The organism is Sporomusa sp. (assembly GCF_035561155.1).
Taxonomy (GTDB): Bacteria; Bacillota; Negativicutes; order Sporomusales; family Sporomusaceae; genus Sporomusa.
Window position 1 is genome coordinate 1 of record NZ_DATMYD010000130.1, and the last position, 15,159, is coordinate 15,159.

The 15,159-nt window shown below is 44.1% G+C and carries 18 protein-coding genes; all 18 read left to right on the forward strand.

Translation table 11 applies throughout. The annotated features are described in order from the left end of the window. Nucleotides 1-245: 245 nt before the first annotated feature. Nucleotides 246-752: a PRC-barrel domain-containing protein gene (locus VN447_RS17600; RefSeq protein WP_325526687.1), complete on the forward strand. Its 507-nt coding sequence runs from the start codon at nt 246-248 to the stop codon at nt 750-752. A gap of 16 nt (nt 753-768) precedes the next feature. Beyond that, entirely contained in the window at nt 769-966 is a 198-nt protein-coding gene (locus tag VN447_RS17605; protein WP_325526689.1) for a hypothetical protein, read from the forward strand. A 1-nt stretch (nt 967) separates the two neighbouring features. Continuing rightward, nucleotides 968-1,168: a hypothetical protein gene (locus tag VN447_RS17610; protein ID WP_325526691.1), complete on the forward strand. Its 201-nt coding sequence runs from the start codon at nt 968-970 to the stop codon at nt 1,166-1,168. Between the two features lie 56 nt (nt 1,169-1,224). After that, nucleotides 1,225-2,250: an AI-2E family transporter gene (locus VN447_RS17615; RefSeq protein ID WP_325526693.1), complete on the forward strand. Its 1,026-nt coding sequence runs from the start codon at nt 1,225-1,227 to the stop codon at nt 2,248-2,250. Nucleotides 2,251-2,346: 96 nt separating this feature from the next. Beyond that, a complete protein-coding gene (gene alaS / locus VN447_RS17620) occupies nt 2,347-4,965 on the forward strand; it encodes an alanine--tRNA ligase (RefSeq protein ID WP_325526695.1) in 2,619 nt (872 codons plus the stop codon). 126 nt (nt 4,966-5,091) lie between these two features. Then, the gene (locus tag VN447_RS17625) at nt 5,092-5,349 is read left to right on the forward strand and encodes an IreB family regulatory phosphoprotein (RefSeq protein ID WP_325526697.1); all 258 of its coding nucleotides are present in this window, start codon (nt 5,092-5,094) and stop codon (nt 5,347-5,349) included. Beyond that, entirely contained in the window at nt 5,350-6,297 is a 948-nt protein-coding gene (locus VN447_RS17630) for an aldo/keto reductase (RefSeq protein ID WP_325526699.1), read from the forward strand. A gap of 40 nt (nt 6,298-6,337) precedes the next feature. Then, complete coding sequence (gene ruvX, locus VN447_RS17635; RefSeq protein ID WP_325526701.1) at nt 6,338-6,757, forward strand: Holliday junction resolvase RuvX; 420 nt, start codon at nt 6,338-6,340, stop codon at nt 6,755-6,757. An 83-nt stretch (nt 6,758-6,840) separates the two neighbouring features. Then, nucleotides 6,841-7,197: a DUF1292 domain-containing protein gene (locus tag VN447_RS17640; protein WP_325526703.1), complete on the forward strand. Its 357-nt coding sequence runs from the start codon at nt 6,841-6,843 to the stop codon at nt 7,195-7,197. Nucleotides 7,198-7,297: 100 nt separating this feature from the next. Beyond that, nucleotides 7,298-8,311 (forward strand): endolytic transglycosylase MltG, encoded by a 1,014-nt coding sequence (mltG, locus tag VN447_RS17645; protein WP_325526705.1) that lies wholly within the window; start codon nt 7,298-7,300, stop codon nt 8,309-8,311. Between the two features lies 1 nt (nt 8,312). Then, nucleotides 8,313-8,924, forward strand: coding sequence for an O-methyltransferase (locus VN447_RS17650; protein ID WP_325526707.1), 612 nt, complete (start codon nt 8,313-8,315; stop codon nt 8,922-8,924). Beyond that, on the forward strand, nt 8,921-10,156 hold the full coding sequence (locus VN447_RS17655) for a U32 family peptidase (RefSeq protein WP_325526709.1): 1,236 nt from the start codon (nt 8,921-8,923) through the stop codon (nt 10,154-10,156). Before VN447_RS17650 ends, VN447_RS17655 begins: the two co-directional genes overlap by 4 nt. Then, entirely contained in the window at nt 10,153-10,371 is a 219-nt protein-coding gene (locus VN447_RS17660; protein ID WP_325526711.1) for a DUF4911 domain-containing protein, read from the forward strand. Before VN447_RS17655 ends, VN447_RS17660 begins: the two co-directional genes overlap by 4 nt. Before the next feature lie 61 nt (nt 10,372-10,432). Then, entirely contained in the window at nt 10,433-12,106 is a 1,674-nt protein-coding gene (locus VN447_RS17665; protein ID WP_325526713.1) for a peptidoglycan D,D-transpeptidase FtsI family protein, read from the forward strand. A gap of 159 nt (nt 12,107-12,265) precedes the next feature. Beyond that, nucleotides 12,266-12,718 (forward strand): type II 3-dehydroquinate dehydratase, encoded by a 453-nt coding sequence (gene aroQ, locus VN447_RS17670; RefSeq protein ID WP_325526715.1) that lies wholly within the window; start codon nt 12,266-12,268, stop codon nt 12,716-12,718. A 3-nt stretch (nt 12,719-12,721) separates the two neighbouring features. Then, nucleotides 12,722-13,789 carry an aminopeptidase P family protein gene (locus VN447_RS17675; RefSeq protein WP_325526717.1) on the forward strand — a complete coding sequence of 356 codons (1,068 nt, stop codon included), beginning with the start codon at nt 12,722-12,724 and terminating at the stop codon, nt 13,787-13,789. A gap of 27 nt (nt 13,790-13,816) precedes the next feature. Further along, the gene (efp, locus tag VN447_RS17680; protein WP_325526719.1) at nt 13,817-14,374 is read left to right on the forward strand and encodes an elongation factor P; all 558 of its coding nucleotides are present in this window, start codon (nt 13,817-13,819) and stop codon (nt 14,372-14,374) included. Nucleotides 14,375-14,481: 107 nt separating this feature from the next. After that, nucleotides 14,482-14,952 carry a CD1247 N-terminal domain-containing protein gene (locus tag VN447_RS17685; protein ID WP_325526721.1) on the forward strand — a complete coding sequence of 157 codons (471 nt, stop codon included), beginning with the start codon at nt 14,482-14,484 and terminating at the stop codon, nt 14,950-14,952. The last annotated feature ends 207 nt before the right edge of the window (nt 14,953-15,159 follow it).

Genomic DNA, 15,159 nt, shown 5'->3' on the forward strand with positions numbered 1-15,159 from the left:
ATAAAGTAGACTTAGCTTCAGGTGGGGTTTTAACCCCATCTGAAGGTTAGTCGCCCTTATCCAGGGACTTAGCCGCTCGCCTGTGCCCTTTGGGTATAACTCCCACTTGTAGAAGATGGGAGTCTTAGAGCGGGTTAGTCAGCGGATAAAGTAAACTACCGGATAAATTTTCATAAGGCACGGCAGTGATATAAACAGCCTTGATTCTGGTCATACTAATACTACAATCTGTTGTGGAGGCCTATATGCAAAAATTACGTGAATTATTTGGCCTGCCGGTTTTGATTACCGGGACTGGCGCGCAGATTGGAGAGGTACAAGAAGTCATTGTTGACTTGGAACAGGCTGCCGTCCGGGGGATTGTCCTTGCCGGTGCCAATTGGTTCGCTAACGACCAAGGTATTGTGTTTGAAGATTTATTCAGAGTAGGCAGAGACGCTATAATGGTTCGGGCCAATTATGCTGTCAGGGAGTTAACTCCGGCCATAATGCCAGGAACTGTAAATTATGTGCGAGATTTGCTTGATAAGCAAATTTATACTGATGCCGGATTAAGTTTAGGCATATTAGTTGACGCTCTTTATGATGGTACTACCGGTGAGATAAAGGCTTACGAGATTTCTGACGGCCTTATCACCGATTTGCTATATGGTCGCAAAATCATGCCGTTGCCGCAAGCACAAGTTGTTGGTCAGGATAAATTAATCGTTCCAGATACTATGACCGATCTTCTTATACCTGAATCTAAATAGGTGTGAGGTGGGTTTAATGACAACTTGTCCTGTGTGCGGGCAGCGGGGAATCGGTAAAGTGGGTGCCGACCAGTACTATTGTTGGGATTGTTGTGTAGAGTTTATGGTGCGGGATCAAGATGTAAGAATTTTTAATGTCGAGTCTGACGGCACATTAACTCTATATGATGATCTGATGCAAGGTACTGTTAATTTAGAGGTACAAAAGGGGTGATATGATGCGCAGTAAGTTTTGGCAAGGGTTGGTTTGGGGTGGACTTGTAGGAACAGCACTCGGCGCCATCATAGGTCCCATGGCTAAACCACAGAAAAAACCGCTGCTTGAATACAGTGCTGACACGGTTGCCGATACGACCCGTGATTTGATGCGGGGAGCGCGCCGGGCGCGCAAGCGGTTGATGAAAAAGCTGGACTAATATCCAGTATATGGAGGCCAGAATGGTCTCCTTTTTTTATTGACAAGGAGGAAGGTATGCAGCTTACGAAAAAGCATGTCCGTCTTGTTATTATTCTTTTGTTTTTATTCGGAACTGTATATTTTCTTTGGCTTGTCCGCAGCGGCTTATATCCGTTCATTATTGCTTTGGTACTGGCATATTTACTCAATCCTGCGGTATGCTATTTTGAAAAAAAAGGTTTGTCACGAGGATTGGCAATTACGTTATTATATGTAGTTTTGTTTACTATTCTTATTCTTGGCGGAGCACGTCTTGTACCTATTTTTGTCAGAGATCTGGAAAGTTTTGCAGGAGAACTGCCGCATATATTGAACAAAGGCGAAGAGTTATTTTATCTTATTCAGAGTCATTATCAGAACTCCGTATTACCATACTCTATGCGGATTGCCATAGACGATGCTGTATTATCGCTGCAGCGGGCCGGGCAGTCTTTTGCGCGTGATTTAGCTGACGGCATTATGGGCTTAGTTGCTCACTTTATTGGGCTTGCTATTACCCCAATCTTGGCTTTTTATTTTTTGCACGATTGGCGAGAAATTAAAGAAGGTTTTTTGTTGTTGATTCCATGCCGCTGGCGGCATGAATATACTTTAGCGCTAAAGGATGTTGACAAAGTACTAAGCGGGGTAATCAGAGGACAAATAACAGTGGCCCTCATTGTCGGTTTTTTGGTAAGCTCAGGTTTATATTTATTTAAGGTTCCGTTTGCTTTGCTTATTGGCATTACTGCAGGTTTGCTGGATATTATTCCGTATTTTGGTGCGTTTATCGGTGCAACTCCGGCCGTAACGCTGGCACTTCTGGAATCGCCAGTGTTGGCATTAAAGGTGGGCTTATTATTTTTAGTGATACATCAGTTGGAAGGAAGTATAATCGGCCCTAAAATACTTGGAGAAAGTGTGGGGTTGCATCCAATTACGGTAATCTTTTTTCTTTTTGCCGGTGGTGAGTTATTCGGAGTTATTGGCATGCTTTTGGGTGTACCAGTGGCTGCAGTGGGGAAAGTACTGATAAAACACGGAATTCGGTTGTTAGTATAGTTTTTTTAAAAACACACCAAATATTGACACTAAATCTTAAATTGTAGTATAATTCCAGAATAATGGACTAAATATAGCACATTGGAGCTGATTAAGTTGAAACAATTAACCGGAAACGAATTGCGAAAACTGTTTCTGGATTTTTTTGCTAGCAAAGACCATTTGGTTCAGTCTAGCGCTTCACTCATCCCTGAAAATGACCCGACCCTGCTTCTTATTGGCGCCGGGATGGCTCCTTTTAAACCCTTTTTTACCGGAAAAATGAAACCGCCGCATCCGCGGATTTCAACAAGTCAAAAATGCGTCCGTACCGGCGATATTGAAAACGTTGGTCGAACTGCACGCCATCATACTTTTTTTGAAATGCTTGGTAACTTCTCCTTTGGTGATTATTTTAAAAAAGAAGCTATTGCGTGGGCGTGGGAGTTTTTGACTGAGTATCTGGAAATGCCCAAAGACAAACTATGGATTACCATACATACCGGTGATGATGAAGCGTTTGACATTTGGCATAATGATATTAAAATACCGGCTGACCGTATTATTAGAATGGAAGAGAACTTCTGGGAGATTGGCCCTGGACCTTGCGGCCCCTGCTCAGAAATTCACATTGATTTAGGTGAAGAACGGGGCTGTGGCAAACCTGATTGTGCGGTAGGCTGCAACTGTGACCGGTATTTGGAAATTTGGAATCTGGTATTTACTCAGTTCGACCGGGACGAAGCCGGTAATTACACACCGCTTGCCAAGAAAAATATTGACACCGGAGCTGGCCTTGAGCGGATTGCGTCTGTTTTGCAAAATAAACGCTCTAACTTTGAGACCGACTTACTATATCCTATTATTGAGTATACGGCTAATGTTGCCGGCGTTTCATATGGCCAATCAGCCAAGAATGATGTATCACTAAAGGTAATTGCCGATCATGGCCGCAGTATGACTGTTATGATTGGTGATGGCGTATTACCGTCTAATGAAGGACGGGGCTATGTGTTACGAAGAATTCTGCGCCGGGCTGTTCGGCATGGTCGTCTCATGGGGGTTGAAAAGCCGTTCCTAACCGATATTGTTGATATTGTTGCCAAAATTTTCGCCCAGTCTTATCCGGATATTAATGATAAAAAAGATTATATTAAAAAAGTTATTCAACTGGAAGAAGAACGCTTCCATAATACCTTGGCTCAGGGGATTGAACTGTTAAATAAACATGTTCATGAGCTTGCTCAAACCGGGCAGACTGTTCTTGACGGAGCAACAGCGTTTAAACTTTATGATACATACGGATTTCCCTGGGAACTTACCGAAGAAATTTTGAGTGAACATAACATGACCCTTGATAAGCAGAGCTTTGATCAGGCCATGGCCGAGCAGCGCGAACGGGCCCGTTCTGCACGTCAAGATAGCGGTGAAAAGGTTGTTATGCCTGATTTATCAGGTTTGGTAACTGAATCTCTTAGCTACAACCCTAATGCCGAAATCGCTAAACTAGTTCTGTTATTAAAAGACGGTAATGTTGTTGAAGAAGCCTTTGACGGGGATGAGGTTGCCGTTATTTTAGATGTTAGTCCGTTTTACGCTGAGGGCGGCGGACAAGCAGGCGATACCGGTGTAATTACCAGTTCTCTTGGGAAAATGGAAGTTACCAACACCCGCAAGCTGCCTGATGGAACTATCTACCACATTGGCCAAATCAGCGAAGGGTTGCTTAAAACAGGCGATTCGTTAAAATTAACGGTTGACTTCGCAAGACGCCGCCATATTGCCCGCAATCATACGGCAACTCATTTGCTGCACGCTGCCTTGAAGCAAGTTTTGGGTGGGCATGTAAATCAGGCCGGTTCTGCCGTTGATAGCAGTAGATTACGATTTGACTTTACCCATTTTGCACCTGTTACCGAACAAGAACTGGTTGAGGTTGAGAAACTGGTTAATCATGTAATTTTGGACAATACCAGTGTGGGCATTATTGAGACAACCCAGGACATTGCCAAAGGAATGGGAGCAATGGCTCTCTTTGGCGAAAAATACGGTGAGCAGGTACGGGTAGTTGTAGTTGACAATTTCAGTAAAGAATTGTGCGGCGGCACCCATGTTGGCGCAACTGCAGAAATAGGTCTGTTTAAGATTGTCAGTGAGGCAGGTATTGGGGCCGGACTGCGCCGGATTGAGGCTGTTACGGGTTATGGAGCTCATGAATACTTGAAGGCGCAGGACGAGCTTATTAAAGAAGCTGCAGTGGCACTCAAAACCCGGCCGGAGGAAATCGTGGCCCGCATTGAAGTACTCAATGGACGTGTTCGCGACTTGGAAAGAGAAGTAGGAACGCTAAACACTAAACTGGCTAAAAACGAAGTGCAGGATCTCTTAACAGGCGTCAAGGAGATTAATGGTGTTAAAGTAGTAATTGGTCAAGTAGCTGCAGCAGATATGGAAACCCTGCGGGAAACTGGTGATATGGTGCGTGAACGCTTACAGTCAGGCGTTGTGGTGCTTGGTGCTGTTAACGGGGAAAAAGTGAACTTTATTGCTATGGCTACATCTGATTGTGTTGCTAAGGGCGCGCATGCTGGTCATATTATTAAAGAAACTGCTAAAGTTGCGGGCGGCGGTGGCGGCGGTCGGCCGGATATGGCCCAAGCTGGAGGTAAGCAGCCGGAAAAAATCAGTGCAGCGCTGCAAATTGCTGAAGAGATAATCAAATCGCAAATCAAGTAATTGTGGTTTACAGGCAGGTGTCATGCCTGCCTGTAAAAATTTAAATAAAGCAACAGGAAAAATATAGTTCTAAGTAGAATAGATATATTATTACTTTGTAGATAATATAAGGGAGGAGGAGGCTTCATGACCAACATATCTCAAGAGACAATGATGTTTAAGGTGAATAATGACGACACCAATGCCGCTGAAGTAATCTTAACTACTGTTTACCAATCTTTAAAGGAAAAAGGCTACAATCCTATAAATCAGTTGGTCGGGTACCTTTTATCCGGTGATCCGACATATATAACAAGCCATAATAATGCCCGTAGCTTAATTCGCAAGTTGGAGCGAGATGAAATTATTGAAGAGTTAGTGCGGGCCTACCTTAAAGATAAGTAAATGGAATATCGTGTACTTGGCCAGACAGGTCTTACTGTTTCCAGACTATGTTTTGGCGGACTTACTATTGGCCCCTTGCAGTCAAACCGGCCGTTGGCCGAAGGTGTTGCCGTTATTCGAGCGGCATTTGACTCAGGGGTCAATTTTATTGACACTGCGGAACTATATGGTACTTATCCTTATATTCGGGAAGCAATAGCCAGTGCCCCACAAGATATTATAATTGCTTCCAAATCTTATGCTTACACCTATGAAGACATGCGTTCAAGTGTCGAAACCGCCTGCAGGGAGATAAACCGCGACTATATCGATGTATTTATGCTCCATGAACAGACCTCACGTATGACGCTGAAAGGACATGCTGAAGCATTATCCTACTTATGTGATGCTAAACAGCAGGGACTAATCAGGGCAGCAGGGGTATCGACACATACCATTGATGTTGTGCGGGCGGCGGCGGTCATTGAAGAAATAGATGTAATTCATCCCATAATCAATATAAAAGGTATTGGCATCACTGACGGTACTACAGAAGAAATGCTATCTGCTATTCGATTTGCAGCTGATTGTGGGAAAGGTATATATGCTATGAAAGCATTAGGCGGCGGTCATTTAAATAATATGGCTGATCAGGCATTTTCCTGGGTGCTGTCCCAATCTGGCATTTCTTCAGTCGCTGTTGGAATGCAGACAATTGATGAGGTAATTCTCAATGCTGAAGTATTCTCCGGACAAACTCCTGACAGTCAGCTTTGGGATAAAGTGGCCAAAACACCTAGACGGCTGCTGGTTGAAGATTGGTGTGTCGGTTGCGGTCAGTGCGCGCAACGTTGTCCAATGAAGGCAATAACCATTAGGGATGACAAAGCAAATGTAGAGACCGAACAGTGTGTATTATGCGGCTATTGTGGAGCATATTGCCCGGAATTTTGCTTGAAAATTATTTAACTTGTTTATAATAATATTTTTTTAATAATCTGGAGGATATATGCGCATACTAGCACTTGATGTTGGGGATAAAACCATTGGGGTGGCAGTTTGCGATGAACTTAAGTTGACAGCGCAAGGAGTCGAGGTGATTAGGCGGACATCAGTTGCTAAGGATTTCGCCAGGCTCAACGAACTTATCGCCCAGTATGAGATAGGGCTTGTTGTTATTGGCTTGCCCAAAAACATGAACGGCACTATTGGACCGCGGGGAGAACTTGTAAAAGAATTCGCTGATGCTTTGGTTCAAGCTGCTCCAAATGTTGAGATTAAGTTCTGGGATGAACGCCTGTCTACCGTAGCAGCTCAAAAATCATTGATCGCTGCTGATGTTAGCCGAGCCAAGCGTCGGCTGGTCATCGACAAAATGGCTGCTGTTTTCATCCTGCAAGGGTATCTTGACAGTTTACCACGAGGGTAGCCACCCCTTCCATAGGTTTCCTTGACAGGACATGTTTTCTAGGATACAATAACATTGCGTATGAGTAAAAAGAGGTGAAGAAAATGGCAGATAACGAACAAGACGATATTATGGAGTTTGACGATGAGCCGGTAGTAGTCATGACTGATGAAGAAGGCAACGAATACTATTATCGCGAAGATATGATTGTTCCTGTTGGCGATAAGCGTTTTGCCATACTGGTTCCCATTGACGTTGATGAAGAAGGCTGTGAGTGCAGTGATGATAGCTGCGGTTGTGGCTGCGGCGAAGAAGCTGACGTATTTATCGCCCGTATTGATGTTGACGAGAACGGTGAAGAGATTTACCTAGATCCAACAGATGAAGAGTTTGAGCAAGTTCGTAAAGCGTACGAAGAAATGGTTTTTGAAGAAGAAGACGACGAAGAAGAAAAAGCATAAAAAAGAAGCCGAGCAGGCTTCTTTTTTTAACGCCATTTGTCTACATAGGTATTATATATTATAATATAATAGCTATATTAAGACGAAAGGGGGATAGTGGATGATAATGCTGAATCATTCTGTTACAAAGAAAGCAATTACCGGAATACTGGCTGCTGCGGTGATTGGTATTGGTACCGTTCTTGGCTGGACACTGACTCAACCTGCCGGCAACTCTGGAGAACTGCGGCTTGTCACAATTAAGCCAGGGACTCCAACCAAAGTCATTGCCGAAGAGTTAGAAAAGCAAAGTTTAATCAAAAATGCGCTGGTGTTCCGAGCTGCTGCCAAGCTTCAAGGAGTGGAAAACTCACTGCAAGCTGGCGAATATGCCATTAGCTCGGACATGCCGGTGCGACAGATGCTTGTTATGATATCGCAGGGTCAAACTGCTTATCAGCAATTTACTATTCCAGAAGGATATACTGTCGATCAGATTGCCTTACTGTTGGCCGAGAAAAAGCTGGCTAATGCTGAAAGGTTCAAAGAGGTAGCCAAAAACTTTGCTCCGTTTCCGTACATGACAGCCAATCCTGACAGTAGGTATCGTGTTGAAGGATTTATTTTTCCTGACACTTATCGGGTGGCTAAAGGGGTAACCGAAGAAGAACTACTCACTATGATGGTCAAGCAATTTGACACTAAACTGACGCCTGACCTGAGGCAGCGGGCTTCGGAAATGGGGCTTTCTCTTCGCGACGTGGTCATTTTGGCTTCTCTGGTCGAAAAAGAGGCCAAGATGAGCGAAGAACGGCCAGTAATCGCCGGAGTATTTGCCAATAGAGTAAAACAAGCTATGCCTTTGCAGTCATGCGCTACTATACAATATATTCTGGGTTATCCTAAACCTGAACTTACAATCCAGGACACTCAGATTATATCACCATATAATACTTATCAGATTATGGGATTGCCACCAGGTCCTATTGCCAACCCTGGTAGTGCTGCTATCAAGGCTGTACTTTTTGCTGACAAAACTGATTATTTGTATTTTGTTGCCGATAAGCAAGGAAAACATCATTTTAGTAAAACGTATGAAGAACATTTAGCAGCAATTGATCAGGTGCAAATTTAACATGGGTGAAGTTAATCGTATATTAGCCACGATGAAAGATTATGCTGCTGCGCATAATGTACCGATCATCAGCCTGGAAGGAGGGCAACTGCTGCAGGAAGTGGCAGCTGCCGGTAAACCTGCAGCTGTTCTAGAGATAGGAACGGCTATCGGTTATTCAACCCTGCTTTTGGCTGCTAACATGGCGCCAGGCGGTCAAATAACAACTATAGAACAAGATGGCGACCGGATAGCTGTTGCTAAACAGTTTTTAGCCGAAGCAGGAGTATTAACGCAGATAAATATTATTGCTGGCGATGCCGGGGAGGTTTTACCCCAGCTTGCCGGCAAGTTTGACTTAGTATTTATTGACGCCGCCAAGGGCCAATATCTTGATTATTTGTATAAAGTTCTGGATAAACTTTCTCCAGAAGCCGTTGTTATTGCCGACAATGTGTTATTTAGGGGCTGGGTACTTGATGAAAAAGCCACACCCAAGCGTTTTCGCACAATTGTTAAACGCCTTAAGGCTTACCTTGATTTTGTTGCAAATGATTTACGGTTTAAGACGACAATCTATCATATTGGCGATGGTATGGCTGTATCATATTACCAGGGAGAGACAAAACAGTGAAAAAACCGGAGATTTTAGCCCCTGCGGGTAATTTAGAGAAACTTAAAATGGCACTTATTTACGGAGCTGACGCTGTATATATGGGTGGCAAGGCTTTTGGCTTAAGAGCATTCAGTGACAATTTTGATCAGGATGATCTTAGAGAAGGCATTGATTTTGCGCATAGTCTTGGCAAAAAGTCCTACATAACGATTAATATTTTTCCACACAATGATGACCTGGCGGGTTTGCCAGATTATATCAAGGATGTCGCCGCTATGGGCGCTGACGCTATTATTGTATCTGACTTGGGCGTATTCCGTATCGCCCGTCAGGTAGCTCCGGCTTTGCCTATTCATATTAGTACTCAGGCCAATAGCACCAATTGGTCCACGGCCCAGTTCTGGCAGGAGCTAGGCGCATCACGCATAGTACTGGCTAGAGAGCTTTCGCTTGATGATATACGTCTGATCAGACAAAAAGTTGATATTGAATTGGAGGCTTTTGTGCATGGTGCTATGTGCATGTCTTACTCAGGCCGGTGTCTAATAAGTAACTATCTGACAGGGCGCGATGCAAACCGGGGTGAGTGTGCCCAGCCATGCCGCTGGAAATATCATCTAATGGAAGAAAGCCGCCCAGGCGTCTATTTGCCAGTACTGGAAGATGAACGGGGCACTTACATCTTTAATTCGAAAGATTTGTGCCTCCTCAACCACCTGCCAGAGTTAGTTGAAAGTGGTTTAAACAGTTTTAAAATAGAAGGCCGAATGAAAAGCGTTCACTATGTGGCAACAGTTGTCAAGGTGTACCGGGAGGCCATTGACAGCTATGCCAGCTCACCGTCTGATTTCCGCATTAAGCAGGGATGGCTTGATGAGTTACAAAAAGTCTCACACCGGGAATATACAACCGGGTTTTACTTTAATAAAACTACCGAACAAGATCAGATATATACCTCATCAAGTTATACTCAAACCCATGATTTCGTGGGCTTGGTCAAAGAGTATAATCCAGCAACAGGCATGGCTGTAATTGAACAGCGTAACAATATGAAGGTTGGCGAAGAAATCGAAATAATGCAGCCTGGTCAAGAAAACTTTCTACAAACGATTAGCGCTATGTTCAATGCTGACGGTACTCCCATTGAAGTGGCTCCTCACCCGCAGCAAATAGTGACAATGCCGGTGTCTCGACCGGTGGCGCCGTATGCGATGCTAAGACGACCGGAAACCCGGCGGGGGCGACCATGAACACGCTAACGTCTAGCCCAATATATATTCAAGTCGAACCCAGGAATGTTAATTTTATCAACCGAATAATGGAAGGATATGAATATTTGGGCGTTGTCAGCACTCTCGATCGTACTGCCGGAATCCTGGTAATACGCGCAACGCCTGATACTGCCAGGGAAGTTCATAATATACTGGCTAATCTACCTATCAGCGTTCAATATATTGAACGCTGAATAACTGGTTGCCGCAATAAGCCATACTATACCTATCTAATGATATTTAGAAGGTGACAGTATGGCTTATTCCAGTAGACGTATTTATCGGCTGGTTTTATTTTTTTTGGGTCTCTCCGGCCTGCTGCTCATGCGGCTGTTTTATCTGCAGGTTATTCATGGCCCTCAATTGGCACTGGAGGGGCTTAGTATTCGCGTTCAGGAACTGCCGGTAGATGTTGCCAGAGGCGAAATATTGGACCGTAACCGTATACCGTTGACTAATATCTCACAGCAGTATAGTATTGTCATTTTTCCGGGTCAAATTGAAAATAAGACAGCTACGGCGTTTGCTAAACTTGACAGTATTATCGGTTTGCCGCCTGAGTTGCTTGAATCTGGTTTGCGGCGTTTAAATACAACTGAGTATCCTTTTAGATTAACCAACGGTATAGAGAGCAGTACGGCTAAGCAAATTAACGACATGCAGTTGCCTGGTATTGTCGCTGTGGCTGAGAAGGTGCGTTATGGTCATGGCGCGCTGGCGGCCCATGTGGTCGGTTATATCAATTCTGCTGACAACAGGGGGGTAAGTGGGATTGAAAGCATGTATGATGCTTTGCTGCGGGGCAGTCAGCCTGAATATGTAGCAGCTATTGTTGATGCAGGACAACAACTTATACCTGGCTTGGGCTACAAAAGGATGAAACTAACAGCCGCTGACAGGGAAACCAATATTGTGTTAACAATCGATAAGCAAATCCAGCAACACGTCGAAGAAATTATGAATCGCACAATTGTTAAAGGTGCGGTGGTTGTGATGCGCCCTAGTAGTGGCGAGATACTGGCCATGGCTTCAAGACCGACATTTGATGCCAATAATCTTAGTCAATACTTAGAACAAAATAGCTCTCCTCTACTAAATCGGGCAGTTTCATCCTATCAGCCCGGATCAGTATTTAAATTGGTCGTGGCAGCCGCCGCACTTGAAAACAAAACGGTAAAAATGGATGATGTGTTTTTTGACCCCGGTTATATTGATGTTAATAATATCAGGTTTCAGGGTTGGGATTATGAACGGGGGCCGAAGGGGCGGCTTACGATTACTGAAGCCATGGCTCACTCCAGTAATCCGGTATTTATTCAAATAGCGTTAAACTTAGGAGCTGAGAAACTGATTGCTATGGCCCAAAAGCTTGGTTATGGTTCACGAACTAAGCTTGAATTTTTTGGTGAAAGTGAGGGTAATTTGCCAGAGGCTGACCAACTGTATCCCGGTGATTTGGCTAATTTGGCCATAGGTCAGGGCTTTTGTGAAGCTACTCCGGTGCAATTAGCACAAACTGTGGCCACGATTGTTAACGACGGTATTAAGGTTGAGCCATATATCGTTAGCCAACTTACCAGTCAGGAAGGTGTTACCGTCAAGAATTTTCAGGAATCCCGTCCGAATGTGAGGGTTATGTCCCGGCAGACAGCTGAGAAACTAAGGGGGATGATGGGGGCCGTCACTCAATATGGTACAGGACAAGCCGCGTATGTAGAAGGTTTTGGCTCAGCAGGCAAGACAGGTTCAGCTGAAACAGGGCGGACAAATAAAACCGGGCAGGGAATCAATCACGCGTGGTTTGTCGGCTTTGCCCCACTCGATCATCCTAAATATGTCATTGTAGTATTTGTAGAGGAAGGGATGTCTGGCAGTAATGTTGCTGCTCCGATTTTCAGGGAAATAGCCGCTTCGATTTTAAGATATTAAGTTAAAAACCCCTCTTTTATCTGATGGGTCTGGGAACAAGTTTTTTAGTAGTCAAAATAGAAAATATGTGCTAAAATGTAAAAGCTAGTGCATACATATATATTTTGGTAATATAGCAAGTCTTAGCTTATATGAAGACAGACGCTGGAGATGATTGGCGTGGCAGCATGTACAGGGAAAGTATTGGTCATTCACGGACCTAACCTGAATCTGCTTGGAAAGCGTGAGCCCGAAATATACGGTGCAACCACACTTGACGATATTAACACCTTGCTAAATGAGCGGGCGAGTCAACTGGGACTAGAGCTGTCTATTGTACAAACTAACCATGAAGGCGTTATGGTTGACACTATTCAGCAAGCTCAGGACAATTTTGCCTGTATTATTATTAATCCCGCGGCTTTTACTCATTATAGTATTGCTGTGCGGGACGCGCTGGCAGCCGTAAATGTTCCTGCCATTGAAGTACATTTATCTAACATTTACCGTCGGGAAGAATTCCGCCATCACTCAGTGATATCGCCAATCGCGGTAGGGCAAATAGCTGGGTTTGGCGCCAATGGCTACTTACTGGCGCTAGAGGCGGCATCTTGTTTGATAAGGAGCGCATAAGCGATGATACAGCAGCGTTTGGTAAATCTGTACGAACTGATGACAACACACTGTCTTGACGGTATTGTGGTAACAAAACCGGAAAGCCGGCAGTATTTTAGTGGCTTTGCCGGATCATCAGGAATGCTGGTTATCAGCAGACAATCCCAAAGATTATTGACTGACTTCAGATATATTGAGCAAGCTAAACAACAAGCACCATTGTACCAAATTGTCCGCCACGGAGCTGCGATCTATGATACGCTGGCCGAAACTGTGAAGGAATTGGGGCTTGCTCGTATTGGTTTTGAAAGCGATTTTGTAACTTGGGAAGTTTATCAAAAGTTGTCTGATTGTCTTGGTGAGACAGAATTATCGCCAGTAAAGCTCGACGGGCTAAGAATCGTTAAAGATCATCGGGAATTGGCTTTACTCACTAAAGCGGTAGAGATTGCTGATTCAGCGTTTAACCAAGTACTAAAAATGATTAGGCCTGGAATAACCGAATTAGATATTGCGCTTGAACTCGAATACGAAATGCGCAAGCTTGGTGCGGAAAAACCAGCATTTGATACTATTGTAGCGTCAGGAATCAGAGGCGCATTACCTCATGGCCTGGCTTCAAGCAAAGTAATCGAAGCCGGGGATTTTATCACGATTGACTTTGGCGCAGTGTTTCAGGGGTATCATTCCGACATGACGCGAACAGTTGTGGCCGGAAAGGCCACTGACAAGCAGCGCGAAGTCTACAATATTGTGTTAGCTGCTCAGCTAGCAGGTGTTAAGGCTGTGAAAGCGGGAAAAATCGGCAGGGAAGTTGACCAGATTGCCCGACAGGTAATTGCCGATGCTGGCTATAGCGAATATTTTGGACATGGGTTAGGACACGGGGTTGGTCTTTTTATTCACGAGGAACCCAGATTGTCACCGTCTGGAGACGTTAAACTAGCCGAAGGCATGGTAGTGTCTGTCGAACCGGGAATTTATCTTCCAGGCTGGGGTGGCGTGCGTATTGAAGATTTAGTGGTTGTTTCTGCTGATGGCTGCACAATTCTTACTGCTAGCAGCAAGGACTTAATAGAATTAGGCTAATTGACCGAACAATGGGGAGGTTTATCAATGATTTCAAGCAATGATTTTCGTACAGGGGTAACAGTTGAAATTGATGGTGATGTCTGGCAGGTAGTTGATTTCCAGCACGTAAAACCAGGGAAAGGCGCTGCATTTGTCCGGGCTAAACTTAAAAACGGCCGTACTGGTGCTGTTGTCGAACGTACCTTTAACGCCGGTGAAAAATTGCCGAAAGCACATGTTGAACGTCGTGAAATGCAATACCTGTATGAGAGCGATGGCATGTTCAACTTGATGGATAACGAAAATTTTGAGCAGATTGCTTTGTCTGCAGAGCAACTGGGTGACGCCCGTAAATTCTTAAAAGAAAACATGAATATAGCGGTATTGTTCTTCCAAGGCAATGTTATCGGCATTGATTTGCCGATGTCAGTTGAATTGAGGGTTGTAGAGACTGACCCTGGGATCAGGGGTGATACTGCAACTGGTGGTACAAAACCAGCCAAACTGGAAACTGGGCATGTTGTCCGTGTACCGCTGTTTATCAATATAGGCGAAGTTTTACGAATTGATACCCGAAGTGGTGACTATATAGAACGAGCCTAACAACTCTAGGCTTGAAAAACCCTCCGAAAGTTATGTTTTTATGAGCATTGGACATACTACAAATAGTGTCTAATGCTTATAACATAGCTAAAGGGGGGTTAATTTTTATGAGAAACCTTAAGGAAAAAGTTGCCTATTTACATGGATTAACTCAAGGACTTAATGTTAACGAACATTCATCTGAGGGTAAGGTTTTGCTTAATATTATTGACGTACTTGAATCGTTTGCCGATGAAGTCCAAAATGTTAATTTGGCGCAGATGGAGCTTGAGGAGTATGTAGAATCGATTGACGAAGATTTGACTGACCTCGAAGAGCAGATATATGAAGAAGATTTAGATGATGATGAGTATGAGGACGACCTATTTGATGACGTTGAAGATGACATGGTCGAAGTGGCTTGTCCGGACTGTCATGAATTAGTGACCTTTGAGTCGGATATTTTAGATGATGATGACGATATTGAGGTTACCTGCCCATACTGCGGCGGTGTAGTCTATGATAATGAACTAGACATAACTGTTGATAGCCTGCATGAACAAAGAGGTTCCGGTCATATCATGCATCCTGGCGTATAGTAATATCAATACACTTTTAAAATCCCGGGACACCGGGATTTTTTACTGATTTGGCCTACGGCTGAGTCTTTTTTTTCTACGTCGGCTCAATTAACGAACTGATATCATTTTCCAATTGTTTAAGGTATTCAATTGGATTCTTGCGAAAGCGTCTTCTCATCGTACTTTCGTTAGTACGAGCTTGCCATTGCTGTCGAACTCGCTTAT

Coding starts and splice junctions, on each gene's coding strand:
- VN447_RS17605 (WP_325526689.1), top strand. CDS start 769: ATGACAACTTGTCCTGTGTGCGGGCAGCGGGGAATCGGTAAAGTGGGT.
- mltG (WP_325526705.1), top strand. CDS start 7,298: ATGATAATGCTGAATCATTCTGTTACAAAGAAAGCAATTACCGGAATA.
- VN447_RS17660 (WP_325526711.1), top strand. CDS start 10,153: ATGAACACGCTAACGTCTAGCCCAATATATATTCAAGTCGAACCCAGG.
- VN447_RS17615 (WP_325526693.1), top strand. CDS start 1,225: ATGCAGCTTACGAAAAAGCATGTCCGTCTTGTTATTATTCTTTTGTTT.
- efp (WP_325526719.1), top strand. CDS start 13,817: ATGATTTCAAGCAATGATTTTCGTACAGGGGTAACAGTTGAAATTGAT.
- VN447_RS17610 (WP_325526691.1), top strand. CDS start 968: ATGATGCGCAGTAAGTTTTGGCAAGGGTTGGTTTGGGGTGGACTTGTA.
- VN447_RS17675 (WP_325526717.1), top strand. CDS start 12,722: ATGATACAGCAGCGTTTGGTAAATCTGTACGAACTGATGACAACACAC.
- VN447_RS17625 (WP_325526697.1), top strand. CDS start 5,092: ATGACCAACATATCTCAAGAGACAATGATGTTTAAGGTGAATAATGAC.
- VN447_RS17630 (WP_325526699.1), top strand. CDS start 5,350: ATGGAATATCGTGTACTTGGCCAGACAGGTCTTACTGTTTCCAGACTA.
- VN447_RS17640 (WP_325526703.1), top strand. CDS start 6,841: ATGGCAGATAACGAACAAGACGATATTATGGAGTTTGACGATGAGCCG.
- VN447_RS17685 (WP_325526721.1), top strand. CDS start 14,482: ATGAGAAACCTTAAGGAAAAAGTTGCCTATTTACATGGATTAACTCAA.
- VN447_RS17650 (WP_325526707.1), top strand. CDS start 8,313: ATGGGTGAAGTTAATCGTATATTAGCCACGATGAAAGATTATGCTGCT.
- VN447_RS17665 (WP_325526713.1), top strand. CDS start 10,433: ATGGCTTATTCCAGTAGACGTATTTATCGGCTGGTTTTATTTTTTTTG.
- VN447_RS17600 (WP_325526687.1), top strand. CDS start 246: ATGCAAAAATTACGTGAATTATTTGGCCTGCCGGTTTTGATTACCGGG.
- ruvX (WP_325526701.1), top strand. CDS start 6,338: ATGCGCATACTAGCACTTGATGTTGGGGATAAAACCATTGGGGTGGCA.